Genomic DNA, 14,014 nt, shown 5'->3' on the forward strand with positions numbered 1-14,014 from the left:
TCGCCACGCAGTTGCTCAATCTCCCCCAAGTCCACGCCCGCCAGGATGCCCGATGCACAGATCAGGATCAAGCCAAGTTAACGAAGTACTACTAGAGCTCGCTGGGCGTGTAGCGGCAGCATGCCGCGGAGGTCGGTCGGCCCGGACGCGACGGTGGGTTCGATACCGGTGTCGCGGAGCGCGGTCTCCATGAGGTGGTCGAAGTTGATCGTCAGGATGACGCGGATGTGGCCGGAGACGACCAGCCGGGCGATGGCGTGGTGGGCGGCGGTCGGGACCTTCAGTCCTTGCTCCCTCTCCTCGGCGGTGGGTTCGAAGTAGGAGCGCAGTAGGGCCTGGCGTTCGTTGGGGGTGCTGGTCAGGGCGTCGAGGAGGTCGTCGTAGGCGGCGGGGCGGCCGTGGCGTTCGCGGTACCAGTCGAAGGGGCCGTCCTCGCTGTTGGGGACGTTCGCCTGCTCGGCGGCGGCGAGCTTGAGGATGAGGTCGCGCTGCACGTCCCAGGCGGAGGGCATACCGGAGGCGATGGAGGCGCCGGCGCCGAGAAGGACGGCGTAGCCGCCAGGGATGGCGCACAGGCCGAAGGCGAGGTTCACGTGCGGTTCGGTCACGGGGTAGTCCACGGGGGCCTCCTGAGCGCGCGGCGGCGACGGCAGCTCCGGGAGCGGGCGGCCACCCCCACTTTATGTCAGAGTGACGATAATGCGCCAGGGTTCTGCCTCCCTCACGTGGCGCCGTTTCACGAGATCCACAGCAAGCGCGCGTGCCGCTGGCCGACACGCAGGCGGCCGGATCCCCGCCTGCTCAGGGGGACCCGGCCGTCTTGGTGACGGGCTCAGGAGGTGATGTCGATGACGCGTACCGGCTGGCCCTTCCAGCGGGTTGGGTCGGCGGTGGCGACGAACGCGCCGTCGGGGCGCTCCGGCGTCGGGGCGGCCGCGTAGCGGGTGTGCGCCTCGGCCCAGGTGCTCTCCTTCGCGAGCGCGAGGGCGGCCGCGAGGTCGAGGTCGAGGAGGGTGAGGCCGGGCAGGGCGGCGAGGTGCTCGGCGGTGCCCGGGCGGCTGCGGTCGGCTTCGACGAGGGCACAGGCCGGGGCGTACAGGTACCAGCCGGGCTCGGAGTGGGCGCGGTGGATGAGGCGGGAGGCGAGGACGTTGCCGCGGCCGGCGGCGACCATGGCGGTGTCGTCGAGGACGACGTGCAGTGGGGTCACTGGGCGGCTGCCTGCGCCAGGCGGCGGTCGAGTTCGGCGTCGAGCTCCTGGGTGTGCGCGGGGTCGGGGTCGTAGCCGTTCCAGGCCTGGAGTTGCCGCCGTGCCTGCTCGGCTCGCTCGGCGCGCTCGGCGGGGGTGAGCAGGGTGTCGGCGAGGCGGGCCAGGTAGGCGCGCAGGGACAGGTGCTCGGCTGCGGCGATCTCGGCGAGGCGGTCGCGGGTCTCGGCGGGGATGCGCACGTTGGCGTCGGCCATGGGGGTGCTCCTCTCGGTCTCCATCAGAATACGGGTACGTACCCGCATCCCGCTAGCTGGGTACGTACCCGTAAACGTACCCACTATGATGGAGGGTGGGCGGGTCCGCCTGTCGAGGCCTTGAGCGGCGAGGAGCAGCGGGTTGAAGGAGTGGGAGACCGTCCCGGTGGTGTTGTCGGGCGTCGAGAGGGGCGTGGTTCTGGAGCGGGCCGTCGTAACGGCCGGGCTTTGGGGCGCGGTCCGTCAGGAGCGGCCGGTGGTGGTGTTCGTGGCCGGGCAGGCCGGCAGCGGCAAGTTCGGAAGGACGAGGGCCGGTGCTTGCGTTACGACCTCGCCACCGGTGACAAAACTCTCGACAGAGAAGGTCCGGTTTATCTAGGTAGATCTTTCACTAGGCAGGAGCGCCCCCTACAGCAGACCCAGGACGGAGGCACTCCACCCGAGGGCCTCGTGCGTGTGCCAGCGGGGTCGCTCTCGTGTCCCGGCCATGGCCCGGCCTGCCGCGAACGCTTGCTGATGGGCCGGCTGGTATTCCTGGACCCTCTTCCAGAGCGCCTGCGCCTGCGGGTGATGGCCGGTGCTGACAAGGAACTCGATCAGATCCTGCGCGAACCCCCACCCGGTGAGAAGAGGATCAGGAGCTGTCCGCGCGATCTGCTCGGGGTCGGCGGTACTGGCGAACCATGGGAGCGCGGTGTCACGAAGGTGAGCTGCGAACTGCTCCAGTTTCGTCGGCCGCTCCTCGGGCTGGGTGAGCACCACGAAGTGCTGACCAGGCGTGTCGAGGAAGCTGGAAGCGCAGACGATCGACTCCACGGATTCGGGTCGGCGAACGGTCAACTCGGGGTTGGCCCGACGCCACCTGCCCAGGTCGTCGTCGAAGACGGTCAGGCTCGTCACGGTGAACTTGATCAAGTGTCCCGATCGGTTCCACTTGCTCTTCTCCAGCTGGAGTACCCCCCGGCGAACCGACTCCTGGCGCTCCAGCGAGTGCCGAGACCTGACCCACCTGAACCCGCCGAGCATCCCAGCCAGACAAGCGGCCCCGGCATGGACGACATCGGCTGGTTTGTCGGCCTCAATCAGGCGGGTGATCAGGTCATCAGGCTGCGTCGAGGTCACCTCGCACATGATGCCGCACGAAGATCCGCCGGACAGAACCTAGGGCGGACAGCGCCGTCCAGCGGCAGCCAGGGCCTCGCACAGGGCGGCGCCGGGGCCGAGCTGGCGGCGTGTCACGGTCTGCCCAACGAGCAGGTGGGCCGGGAGGTCGCCGCGTTCAAAAACGGGACAGCGGAGCCGTTCGAAGCTGAGCGGCGCCGCTGTCCGGAACTGAACCCGTGCTCATGGCGTTATCCGGCGGATCGTCACCCGGCCGGATGGCGGGACGTCGGGCCTGTCGCCGGGTGTCGCCAAAACACCCCCCGGAGTCCTATTGCTTGAGCCAGGCACGGATGACCCGGTAGGCGGCGGTGCCAGCAGCGAAGGTGAGCGCGGCGGCCAGGCCGCCGAGGAACTCGGGGAGCGCGGCGTACAGGATGCTCATCGGGTCACCCCCGCCGCAGCCAGCACCCGGGCGGTGTGGCGGTCGCCGAGGCGGTGGAGCTTGCGCCGCACGCGCTCGCCGTCGCCCGCGGTCAGGCCGAGGTCCAGGGCAGCGTCGGCCCAACTGCCTCGGCGGGAGGCCCAGAGATTGGCGACGGCGGCCTCCGTGGCGTCGAGGCCGCGGAGCACGGTATCGATCCGGGGGTCGGCGAAGTTGTGGTCCACGAGGACAGCGTCGGTGGCGGGCCAGCCGGGGAGCACGTCCCGGAGCGTCACACCGTCGCGGTTCGGAGCCTCCAAGAGCCACACCCGCTTCCCGGTATAGGTCCGCACGATGCCGTCGCTGCCCTTGCAGCTGAACCCTCCGGTCCTCCGTTCCCACAGCTCTGTCCATCGTCGGCGTTCCGCGGCCGTGTACTTGTGCAGGATGGCCAGCAACTCCGGGTCGGTCAGGTAACCGCCAAGTCGGTCCACCCAGTCGCCGAGCAGCGCGGTGACCACCGCGTCTCGCACACGCTCCGGCTTGACGTGGCCGAGGACATTGCGGGTGAAGTCGTCAACGACCTCGTACTTGCCCTCGATCGCGGCCCACCGAGCGGTGAGCGCCGCTCGCAGCACCTCACGGGTCGGCCGCCAGTGCTTGGGGTTGTGGCTCCCGAGACCGAAACCAACCATCCGAAAGTCGAGGTTCAGGCTCATCGGGGTCCAGCTGATGGTTACCGGGCCGGCGGGAACAACGCCGGGGATGGTGTTGAAGGCGCTCCTGCCAAGGATCACGCAAAAGAGCATGGCGTCGATCCCCTGGTGGATCGGGTCCTGGCTCCTGGGCTCTCCCTCGCACTGGACCGGCCGACCGGTCCATCCCGGGGGGTCCTGCAGGGCTGCGACCCCGACCGACAGGGCACAGCCTCGGGCTGCGGTGGTCATCTCTTCTCACTCCTCCGTCTCTTGGGAGAGTCCTCCCACCCCTTAGGCCTGACAGCGGGCCGATCCAGCAAAGATTCTTGGCTCAATAGGTGTGATATAGATCACACCTATGGCCCCGGGTCCTAGCCCAGACACCGGCCGCAAGGTAGGTCGCGGAGCCGCCGGTACTTACTTGGTCAGCAGGGCCGCGTGCGGGCGGTACGAGCACACGGGGCCGGTCGGCGTGCCTTCAGACTCGTGGCGCCGAGGGCACGCCGTCTGTTCCACCAGTTCAGCGGATGAGGGTCCACAGGACGGAGATGCTGACGCCGGCGCCCGTCACACCGAGCGCGCTCTGGCCGCGGGAGGCGGCGCAATGAGCATCCTGTACGCCGTGCTGCCCGCGTTCCTCGGCGGCCTCGCCACCACCCTGACCATCACGGCCGGCACCGCCGCTGTCCGTGCCGTCCGCAGTCGGCTGAAGCGATGGCCGAACCGAGAGCGGGGGCAAGCGGGAGAAGGCGCCGACCGCTATCAGGTCAGCAGCCACCTGTAGACCGGCCCCGGTCCGCCTGGGCCGGGGGCTACTCACAGCAGGCCCAACTCCTGCGCCAGCCTCCCCGCCCCCAGCACGGCCTGCACCACCTGGAGGACACGCCATGCCACCCGCCCCCTGCCCCGGTCGACTCCGTCACGAGCACTCCTCCCAGTCCCACCGGCCAGCGGAAGCGCTGGTGGTGGCTACCGGGGTTACTGTGCAGACTCCCGTCTTTTGTTTGCCCTGCGCGGCGACCCGTGCAAGGCCGGATTGGGCGCGCAGCTTGTCCTCCCCCTACGGGAGACCGCCCTCGCCTTCCGCTACGCCCTCCGCGACGCCCAGGACGACCTGACCGCCGCCCTGGCCCGACTCGCCGACGCCACCGCGAACGGCGACTTCGCCTACTACCTCGACATCTCCCACTACATGGCCGGCCGGCCACTCACTGCACCGTCCAGCACCGGTGGCTCGACGATGAGGAGACCGTCCGCCACCGCTGGCGCACCGTGGTCACCACCCGCCAACACCCTGACCACCGCCCACCGTCCTAGCCAGCTGCAGCGGGCCGTCCCTGGAGCCTCGGCGGAGCGGATCCCGGACGGGCCTTGTCCCGGCCCGACCTGGGGGCGGCCGACGCGTGCGGTCCGGCCGCCCCGACAGACGGTGCCGCGTCCGCTACCCCAGCGCGGCGAGCACGGCCTCCCCCGGCCTCCCCTCGACGGCCGCACCCGCCTCCCCCACGCTGACGGCCCCGGTCGCATCCGGAAGCCACAACTGCGCGCCACGCCCACGCGCGGCCGACCCCCGCCCCGACACCCGTCACCCTCACCTTCCGGCCGGTCAGCTGCCCGTGCCCCTCCCCCAAGCCCGACCAGGCCCTGGCGGTCACGTCTAGGCGCAACTGGGCGCCGGGCCATGGGCCGGGGGTGAGAAGGACGGTGCCGGTGCGGCGCACGTGGGCGGCGAGCCGCTCCAGGGCGCGGGGCGCCAGGCCGGTGGGGGCGGCGGCGAGGACGACGGGGCAGGCCGTGGCGAGCGCGCTGATCACGTCGGTGTAGTGCTCGCCGGGGCTATCGGCGAGCACTACGCGGGTCAGGTCGAGGCCGTAGCCGGCGGCCGCGGCCCACCCGAGGTCGGGGAGGCCGACGGCGGCGGTCCAGGCGTGCGGGTCGGCGGTGGCGGGCCCGGCGGCGAGGGCCAGGAGCAGGCTCGTGTCGGTGGCCTCGGTGACGGTGCCCTTGGCCAGACCGCCGTGCGGCAGCAGGCGGCGCAGTGGTTCCAGGACGGGCAGGACGGTGGCCTGGGCCTCGCGGGCGCGAGTCTCGGGGGAGGTGGCGTTCCCTAATAAGACCTACCGAGGCTCCATCCGGCAGACTCGGTGCCCGGTAGCCGCCGGCAGGTGAGCACCCTTTCTTCCCTGGACATCGAGTCCTGTTGACAGATCGTGCCCCTGCCGGTCGGCCAGGAGCGAAATCGCTGATGGGATGTCGTGCCCGCCCGGTTGCGGCGTGAGCCCAGCCTTATTAGGTCGCTGATGGTTCTCCTGCGGGCTACTGCCGATCGAGGTCGATGACGGAGGACGAGTTGCTGTTCGTTGGGGACGACTGGGCCCAGGATCACCACGACGTCGAGTTGATGGACGCCGCCGGGCGCCGGTTGTCCAAGGCTCGGCTGCCGGAGGGCGTCGCGGGGATTGAGCGGTTGCACGCGATGATCGGTGCGGAGCTCGGCGGGGACAGCAAGGCTGAGGTGGTGATCGGGATCGAGACCGATCGGGGACCGTGGGTGCAGGCGCTGATCGGGGCTGGCTACACGGTGTCGCGGTCAACCCGCTGCAGGCGTCCCGGTACCGGGAGCGCCTGGCGGTCTCGGGGGCCAAGAGCGACGCGGCCGACGCACACATGCTCGCCGATATGGTGCGCACTGACTCCCACCAGCTCCGCCCGGTCTCCGGGGACACCGCCGACGCTGAAGCGGTCAAGGTGGTGACGCGCATCCACAAGACCCTGATATGGGAACGTACCCGCACCACGCAGCGGCTGCGGCACGCCCTGCTCGACTACTTTCCCGCTGCCCTGGAGGCATTCGAGGACCTGGACGCCCCCGACGTCTTGGAGCTGCTGGCCAAGGCACCTGATCCGGCGACCGCGGCGAAGCTGACGACCACGCAGATCGGCGCGGCCCTCAAGCGCGCCCACCGACGCAACATCGCCGACAAGACCGCCAGGATCCAGACCGTGCTGCGCGCCAAGCACTTGGGTCAGCCCGCCGCTGTGACTGCGGCCTACGCCGACTCGGTACGCGCGCTCGTCGCGCTGCTGGTCACTTTGAACGAGCAGGTCAACTTCCTGCACAGGCAGGTCGAGGCCTTCTTCGACCGGCACCCGGACGCTGAGATCATCCGCTCCCAGCCCGGACTGGGACCAATGCTCAGCGCCCGGGTCCTCGCGGAGTTCGGCGACGACCCTCACCGCTACGCCAGCGCCAAGGCCCGCAAGAACTACGCCGGCACCAGCCCGATCACCCGAGCCTCCGGCAGGAAGAAGGTCGTGACCGCCCGATACGTCCGCAACGACCGGCTCATCGACGCCCTGATCGCCCAGGCCTTCTCCGCACTGCGGGTCTCCGCCGGCGCCAGGGCCTACTACGAGCAGCAACGGGCCCGCGGCATCGAATTCAACGCCGCCCTGCGCCAACTCGCCAACCGGCTCGTCGGCATCCTGCACGGCTGCCTCAAGACCGGTGCACACCGTACGACGAGGCGACGGCCTGGTCCCATCGGGCCCATGCACTCGCCGCTTGACACTCCAGCTCATGGGTCTGTCATGGCCGCCTGCGATGATCACCGGCAGTGCCGACAGAACCGGAGCAGAGCATGGCCGAGCTGGTAGAGCAGCGCGTTGCGCGGGTGGCCGAGAAAATCACGGCGAACGCACCCGAGGGATGGACGGAGGCGGTGCTGGTCAGCACCGAAGGCCTGTTCGGCCTCGGCGTCTCCGGTCGGTACACCATCGCCGGCGCGAAGCCGCAGCCGATCCACCCCTCCGGAACCTTCCAGGACCTGGACAACGTGACGGCGGCGGTGGGCGCGGCCCGCGGCTGGGAGCGCACCAGGCTGGAGATCCGATGCCAACCGTCCGGGGAGTTCACCCTGGTTGCGTCCCGGGACACCGTCTCCCGCCTTCACGGTTCACGTCCGGGCTTCCTGACCGTCCTGGATCACGACTACCGGCTGTCCCAACCGGGTTTCGCCCAGGAGGAGGGCACCGCCGCCCCAGCGGGCAATCCGGACCTGGCGGTCGCCCGGCTCCGCGCCTACCTGGAGCGGCGTGCCGAAATCCTGGGACACGCCGAAAAGCTGCCGCCACCCGTGACCACCGTGGCGCTCGACGACGCCGAGCGCCGCCTCGGCCGGCCGCTGCCCGCCGACCTGCGCGCGCTCTACCTGATCGCCGACGGCAGCGGAGACGAAGCGCCTGGCCTCTTCGGCAACCTCGGCTGGATGCCGCTGGCACGCCTGGTCGCAGTCAACGCCGACCTGCGCCAACCGGTGTGGTCCGGCTGGGAGAGTTCCTGGGACTCGGTCGTGCTCGACGCCGAACCGATCGACACTGTCCGGCGCTGCCACGAGCATCCGGCCTGGCTCCCGTTCGCCACCGCTGATGACGGCAACTACCTGGCGGTCGACATGTCCCCGGCCCAGGCCGGACATCCCGGCCAAGTGATCCAGATCGGCCGCGACTACTACGACGGACCGCTCTACGTCGCCGACTCGATCACCTCCCTCCTCGCCCGCTACCTGGACCTGCTGGAGCAAGACACCTACGAGGTGGAGGAGGACGAGGTCGACTACATCGACTTCACGGAAGGACCCTTCGCCTCCGGCTCCGACCCCGAGCTGCGAAGCGACGGAATCCCCCACGACATCCCGACCGACCTCCAGGCCGTCCTCATCCAAGCCCATGCCCCAACCAGCCCCATGGACCTCACCCCGCTCACCAGCGCGCCCCACCTGCGACGACTCCACCTCAGCCGCCGCGCCATCACAGACCTGGCCCCCATCCGGGCCCTGCCCGTCGAGTCCCTGGCCGTCACCCTGCACGGTGGCGACCTCACACCGCTCGACGGCCACCAGCACCTGACCTCCCTGGACCTCACCACAACCATCCCGATCGACATCACCCCACTCCGCAGCGTCCCGAACCTGCGCGGCCTGGACCTCTCCCAAGCCGACGTCCGGGACCTGACCTCGCTTGCCGAGTTTCCCGACCTGCGATTCCTGGCCCTCACCGGGAGCCAGTGGGCCGCCCTGCTGGACCAGGGCCAGCTCCCGTCTACCCTGGCCGCCGCCCGCCTGGCCGATGCAAAGGCCTCCCGCGACGAGGCGCTGTCCTGGGCAGAACGACTCGGCCTGGCCGCCGGGGAGCCGTTTCGTGTCACAGGGACTCTCGCTCTTGACGGCAAGTGAGATCGTCCGCGACCGACGGTCCGCCGCCGACCCGGGGGCACACCTCGAAGCAGGCCACTGGGCCCACCCACTCGCCGTTTGACACTCCAGCTCATGGGATGTCTGTCAAGTCAATGTGTTCAGAAGCCACTGCTCAATCGCGTCTGGGGCCCCCTCACACAGTTCGGGTGCCATGACGCTTCGGGGTTGGGCCCTACCGCCTGCGGTGTCACCGCAGGCGGATAGCCTCCGGCGGGAACGGGCGACCGATGGGAGTGGACATGGACATCGAGGAGATGCTGGATCGACTCGGCGTGGTGATCGGGCCGCCGCCCGCGGACGGCGTGACCCCGGTCCCGTGGGAGCTCGCACCTGCGGCGATCGGCTTCCAGTTGCCCGCGGACTACCGGGCGTTCGCCGACCGGTACGGGTCGGTCAGCATCAGGGACGAGCTGCACATTTTCACACCAACGGAAGTCCCCAGTCCCCACGCCGCGGTGCCGTCCGGCTTCGAGGGGTTTCTGTACAACACGACGGAGCCCTACGGATACTGTGCCTGGCTGGCCGAGTGCTACCGGGACGGGGACTACAGGGAGTGCCCGTATCCGCTGTTCCCGGCCGAGGGCGGCCTGCTGAAGTGGGGCAACAACTACTCCTCCGACCATTTCTTCTGGCTTATGAGGGGCCCGGATCCGGACCGGTGGCCGGTGGCCGCCAAGTTCCACTCGATGTGGGAGTGGGACGTGTTCGAGGGCGGTTTCCTGGAGTTCCTGCTGGCGGCGGTGACCGAGCAGTATCCGTACCACGGGGACGTCGTTCCCGGTGGGACGAAGCAGGTCGGTGACAGCCGTGCCTATCGCCCTCGGGGTGACTGGTCGAAGAACCTTCGGGAATGAGCCCGCGGACACGGTCAACTGGCTCCAAGCGGCGCCGGCTTGGTGACCTGCCAGCCGTTGTCGTCCCCAGCTTGGTGGGCACGAGTTCGAGTGGATCAGCTCGGTCGGGTGAACTTCGCTGCGCACGAAAGCCCAGCAAGACAGCGCCGACAGGCCTGGCCCGACCCAGTAGCCGTTGGCCCCCGCTCATAAGTTCGGGAAACGCACGACATTGTCGCGGGCACCGGACCGATCCTCGATGTCGTTCAGGCGCTCGGTGAGTACGGCACTGGCTACGGAGGGCGTCAACTGCCCGACCTGGTCCTGGACATCGACGCCACCCTGGTCACCTGCCACTCCGAGAACTTCTTCTCCTCCCCCTGCATGGTGTTCTCGTACGCGAACTCGAACACCCCGTCGGCGTTGTCCAGACGGAACGGCGACTTGCAGCCTAGGGCCGTACCCGCGACGGCCGTGGCGGTCAGGGCGGCGCCGACCGGGATGATGCTCGCCGCCGCCGCGTCGACGACAGCTGCGGCCTCGGCCAGAACCGCGAGCTCGGCACTGCCTTCGACGGCTGCGGTCATCGCGACCGCCGCGGCGCCGGCCTCGGCCGCGATCGCAGCCTCCCCGCCGGCGGCCGCCGCGTCCGAGATACCGAAGGTGAAGACCGTCAGCACGATCCCGGCGCCGGCGACGAGGCCCACGGCGACGGCCAGGTCCTCCAGGGTGTCGCGCAGGTCCTCGACCTCCTGGGCGTAGGACTCGCACGCCACGCCGAGCTTGTAGGCCGCGTTCGTGACGCTGTTCAGCAGTGGGCCCGACGTCGCGCAGCCGTCCTGCACCTTCGCCCAGTTCGCCACGAACGAGTCAACGGCACTTGAGCTGCTGGACGCGGTGACCCGCTGGACCCGTTTGTCGCCCTCGGTGCCAAGCCTGCTGACCAGTTCCGCGAGATGCTTCCAGTCCTTGGCCGCCTGACGGAGCTTCTTCGGGTCGCCCTGCGGCCAGAACTTGGCGAGGATTTCATGCACGGCCCCGCCCCCGGCGTGGCCGACCGTGGACTGGAGCTTGGCTTTGGCCGCTTCCTCGTCGCACTGTGGGTTGGCCGAGGCTGGCAGCTTCTGTGGCGCCATCAGGCTGGCCGCGATGTCGGCCTCGGTCCGCAGGTAACTGACGGCCATGGTGTACAGGCCGTTCGCGGTTCCGCCGAGCTGTCCGACGGCCTGTGCCAGCGGGATGAGATCCGCAGCCGACGGTGACGGCCGATCAGCAGACTTCCTGGTAGATCAGCGCTGTGCTGCTGAGGACGTGCCCTGCCGGTGCCATTCGCGATGCCACTGGACGTTGTCCAGCGTGATGGCGTGCCGAGGATCGACTGTGAGATGCCCTCGGACTGTGCCGGTCACTGTTTCGACGGCCCGCAGCTCGTCGTCCAGGTAAAGCCCGCCTTGGTCGAACTGGGTGTGGCAGTTGGGGCACAGGCACAGGACGTTGCCGATGTAGTCGTGGCCTCCCTTGCTCAGGGGGCGGATGTGGGCGGCTTCGCTGATCGCCTGGCGTGGTCCCGGGATCCGCAGGACGGTCCCACACATCTGGCACTGGTTGCCATACCAGTCCTTGATGTCCTGGGCCACCGCGGTGTCCCGTCTAATCTTCCCGTTCCTTCGCCTGATCGTCTTGGTCGGTGTGTTCCCCGTCTCGAATCTGGGGGGCCGGGAGAGCTCGTGCTCGGACAGCGCCTCCGGCGAACCGGTCGCGGCCGCGACGGCGGCGCTGGTCGCGTCGAGGATGCCGCCGACGAGGTCCTGGTATTCGGGGCAGAGCAGCCGAGCTCGGTCCCGGCCGGACCGGGCTGCCAGGGACCATGCCGCCTCGATGTGATCCCCCGTGACTACCTGTGTGTCCTCGGCGAGGGCGAGGGCGCCTGCGATCCGCTGCGTGTGGTCGTCCAGGCGGAAGAGCTGGCATTCCGGCAGAGCCGGCCGGCTGTCGAAAAGCTGCTCGGTGGCCCTGATCGGACCGAACTTCTCGGCGGCCTCGCCAGTCATGCCGATCTGAACCTGGCGGTCGGTCAGGTCGGCATAGACGCGGACCAGTTCGGCCACCGCCTGTGTCGCCGCTGCCCGTGCCTGGCGGTCAACAGTCCTGGCAGAGTGCGTGTCCGTACCCCTGCAACGGAAGATCAGGAGCCGGGTCGACGAAGCAGGATCGGTCTGCGCTTCGTACCGCCAGTGGCGCTCCTGCATCTCCCACAGCACGCCGATCCGAGGAAGGTCCCCCAGGACACCGAGATCCCTCAGACGACTCCGCTCGTCGTCATGGCGGTAGTCCCTGCCGTCCCAGGCTCTCCTGAGAGTGGAGGCGAGGAACTCGTCGGCGGACGTCCTCAATATGCCGTGCTTGATCGGGCTGCCGGTGAGCAGCATGGAGAAAGCGCTGCCTGGCCGGGTGCGCCTAGCGACAGTGGCGTGGGCTGTTCGCAGGCCGGCCTCGGTGGTGACGTCCGGCTGGACGGTGAGGGAGGGGAACCTACCTGGCCGGCCCGCTTGGAGGCCAGCGTTCTCCAAGGCAGCAGCGATCATCGGAGGCCGGTCCGCCGAGGTCAGGAAGGCCCCCCATACGAGGCAGGTCCACCACCGGGACGTGTTCACCCACGGTGCCACGGCGGTGGACCACCAGCACAGGGCCGCCGCGTAGGCGTCCTCGGCGTCGACGCCGCTCTGTACGTGCATCAGCCGTGCGATATCCCGCAACGGACCACGCATCACCACATCCGACACCCGCACCCCTGACAGTGACTGTCCAGCCTCCGTTAATGATCTATCACCCGTCCCTGACAGCATCACCGGGTCAGCCCCCTGCCTCCCCTGTTGCAGAAGCCTTCGAGTCTTGTCCGCCGGCGCTGCGCACGGTCCTCCAGCCGAAGCCCACCACCTCACACGCCGACTGGCCAAAAGCCGCCGCGCTGGTCCAGCTCTGGGGGTAAGTTATGGGCCGTTGTGGAACCTGAGGGGGTTCAGCGCTCGCGGCCGTGCAGCACGATGTCGTTCTGCCGTCAGGCCAGGAGAATCAGGAGCGGGCGCGCTGTCACGGACACGATCAGGACTGCAGCGATCCACTTCAGCCCGTCCGAGGCAGCGCCGATCGCGGGCGCACTCGCGCCGCCCTTGCGCAGACCGAACAGTGGCCTGAAGATACAGCATTGTCTTGGCCGTGATGGCCATCTTTGGCAGCGGTGAGCTCGGTGGGCGAGTTCACCGCTGCTCAGTGGCCGGGAGGACATTGCCAGCTCGCCGGATGAGCTACTACGACGCGGCGAACAGTGCGTCAGGTTGCATGCCCGCAGTGGGTCGCCGGTTCTTCTGGAGGCGTAGTTGGGGTCCCTCCACCATGAGGGTGACCAAGTCGCTGGGCGGTGCGTAGTTACCGGAGCGCTGCTGGAGGAAACTGCGGGTCAGAATCTTCCGGGCCTCTTTGGTATGCGCGTCCTGGAGTGTGCCAGTGGCGAGGAGCTCGTCGGTCAGGTCGCTGATCTGGTCGTGGTAATCGGCGAAGATGGTCACGGCGGTGGCTTCGACGGCTGCCAATGCTTCGTCGATCCCGTGCCAACGAGCACGGCGGGAGGCTGAGTCGTCGGCCGGGGCTGGCAGGAGGTTGTCGGCAACGCGGCGACGGGTTGCAGGGTTGGGGGCCGCACGGAAGGCCAGGTCCTCCAGCCTGGAGGTCTTGGTCGTGGCGGGTGCGAGCTTCCTCGGCACTGGTCCGCTGCTCCTCTTGGAGCCGCTCGCGCTCCTCCAGCAGCCCCGGAAGCCACGCGGCCGGTCGGGTCCAGAACACCGTCACCCCGTCAAGGTTCACCGCCAGCTCGAGGCCGGCGAGCTTCCCGTCCAGGCGCTGCACCTTGCGGAAGAAGCTCTTGTGAGCAGGTGTCAGTCCATACCCTGGGCTTGCGTCGTCGTACTCGTCTTCCTCCTCGTCCTCGGGGAGTTCGGCGAGGAACGCCTCGGCGTCGAACAGGACCTTGCCGACGAACAGCAGGCGTGCTCCGGCTTCGCCGGCGATGCTGCACAGTTCCGGTACTGACAGGTCCTTCTCCTCCAGGTCTGCCCGGCACAGGTTCCCGTCCGGCCGGGCGGGCAGCAGCCGTAGTCCGTGCTGCGCGGCAATCTCGGGAAGCTGCTCGCACAGTTGATTCAGCTCCGTGTCCTTCTCCAACCTTGCGCCTCTCATGTCGAT

Annotated in this window: 13 protein-coding genes and 1 pseudogene; 6 read left to right on the forward strand and 8 right to left on the reverse strand. The window is 69.1% G+C overall.

The window, feature by feature from the left end:
• Nucleotides 1–77 precede the first annotated feature (77 nt).
• From ACZ34W_RS35025 to ACZ34W_RS35035, 3 genes are all read right to left on the reverse strand, one after another.
• The gene (locus tag ACZ34W_RS35025; protein ID WP_465609987.1) at nt 78–620 is read right to left on the reverse strand and encodes an SIR2 family protein; all 543 of its coding nucleotides are present in this window, start codon (nt 618–620) and stop codon (nt 78–80) included.
• 212 nt (nt 621–832) lie between these two features.
• Complete coding sequence (locus tag ACZ34W_RS35030; RefSeq protein ID WP_465610033.1) at nt 833–1,201, reverse strand: PIN domain-containing protein; 369 nt, start codon at nt 1,199–1,201, stop codon at nt 833–835.
• Between the two features lie 5 nt (nt 1,202–1,206).
• On the reverse strand, nt 1,207–1,464 hold the full coding sequence (locus tag ACZ34W_RS35035; protein WP_465609989.1) for a hypothetical protein: 258 nt from the start codon (nt 1,462–1,464) through the stop codon (nt 1,207–1,209).
• Between the two features lie 142 nt (nt 1,465–1,606).
• On the opposite strand from ACZ34W_RS35035, the gene ACZ34W_RS35040 reads away from it, so the two are divergent.
• The gene (locus ACZ34W_RS35040) at nt 1,607–1,843 is read left to right on the forward strand and encodes a hypothetical protein (protein ID WP_465609991.1); all 237 of its coding nucleotides are present in this window, start codon (nt 1,607–1,609) and stop codon (nt 1,841–1,843) included.
• A gap of 29 nt (nt 1,844–1,872) precedes the next feature.
• Here the strand turns inward: ACZ34W_RS35040 and ACZ34W_RS35045 are convergent, their stop codons facing one another.
• Both ACZ34W_RS35045 and ACZ34W_RS35050 read right to left on the reverse strand, forming a co-directional pair.
• The gene (locus tag ACZ34W_RS35045; protein WP_465609993.1) at nt 1,873–2,586 is read right to left on the reverse strand and encodes a hypothetical protein; all 714 of its coding nucleotides are present in this window, start codon (nt 2,584–2,586) and stop codon (nt 1,873–1,875) included.
• Nucleotides 2,587–3,006: 420 nt separating this feature from the next.
• Nucleotides 3,007–3,936: a hypothetical protein gene (locus ACZ34W_RS35050; protein ID WP_465609995.1), complete on the reverse strand. Its 930-nt coding sequence runs from the start codon at nt 3,934–3,936 to the stop codon at nt 3,007–3,009.
• A gap of 355 nt (nt 3,937–4,291) precedes the next feature.
• On the opposite strand from ACZ34W_RS35050, the gene ACZ34W_RS35055 reads away from it, so the two are divergent.
• The 4 genes and pseudogenes from ACZ34W_RS35055 (at nt 4,292) to ACZ34W_RS35070 (ending at nt 9,796) form a co-directional block, all read left to right on the forward strand.
• The gene (locus ACZ34W_RS35055) at nt 4,292–4,471 is read left to right on the forward strand and encodes a hypothetical protein (RefSeq protein ID WP_465609997.1); all 180 of its coding nucleotides are present in this window, start codon (nt 4,292–4,294) and stop codon (nt 4,469–4,471) included.
• A gap of 1,566 nt (nt 4,472–6,037) precedes the next feature.
• Nucleotides 6,038–7,256: pseudogene (locus ACZ34W_RS35060) on the forward strand (IS110 family RNA-guided transposase).
• A gap of 72 nt (nt 7,257–7,328) precedes the next feature.
• Nucleotides 7,329–8,921: an SMI1/KNR4 family protein gene (locus ACZ34W_RS35065; RefSeq protein ID WP_465609999.1), complete on the forward strand. Its 1,593-nt coding sequence runs from the start codon at nt 7,329–7,331 to the stop codon at nt 8,919–8,921.
• Between the two features lie 260 nt (nt 8,922–9,181).
• Nucleotides 9,182–9,796: a hypothetical protein gene (locus ACZ34W_RS35070; protein ID WP_465610001.1), complete on the forward strand. Its 615-nt coding sequence runs from the start codon at nt 9,182–9,184 to the stop codon at nt 9,794–9,796.
• Between the two features lie 284 nt (nt 9,797–10,080).
• Here the strand turns inward: ACZ34W_RS35070 and ACZ34W_RS35075 are convergent, their stop codons facing one another.
• From ACZ34W_RS35075 to ACZ34W_RS35085, 3 genes are all read right to left on the reverse strand, one after another.
• Nucleotides 10,081–10,959, reverse strand: a complete 879-nt coding sequence (locus ACZ34W_RS35075) for a WXG100-like domain-containing protein (RefSeq protein ID WP_465610003.1) — start codon at nt 10,957–10,959, stop codon at nt 10,081–10,083.
• 105 nt (nt 10,960–11,064) lie between these two features.
• The gene (locus ACZ34W_RS35080; protein WP_465610005.1) at nt 11,065–12,558 is read right to left on the reverse strand and encodes an HNH endonuclease; all 1,494 of its coding nucleotides are present in this window, start codon (nt 12,556–12,558) and stop codon (nt 11,065–11,067) included.
• 525 nt (nt 12,559–13,083) lie between these two features.
• Nucleotides 13,084–13,536, reverse strand: coding sequence for a hypothetical protein (locus ACZ34W_RS35085; protein ID WP_465610007.1), 453 nt, complete (start codon nt 13,534–13,536; stop codon nt 13,084–13,086).
• A gap of 16 nt (nt 13,537–13,552) precedes the next feature.
• On the opposite strand from ACZ34W_RS35085, the gene ACZ34W_RS35090 reads away from it, so the two are divergent.
• A complete protein-coding gene (locus tag ACZ34W_RS35090) occupies nt 13,553–13,861 on the forward strand; it encodes a hypothetical protein (RefSeq protein ID WP_465610009.1) in 309 nt (102 codons plus the stop codon).
• Nucleotides 13,862–14,014: the final 153 nt, after the last annotated feature.

The organism is Kitasatospora sp. NPDC022856 (genome assembly GCF_055561235.1).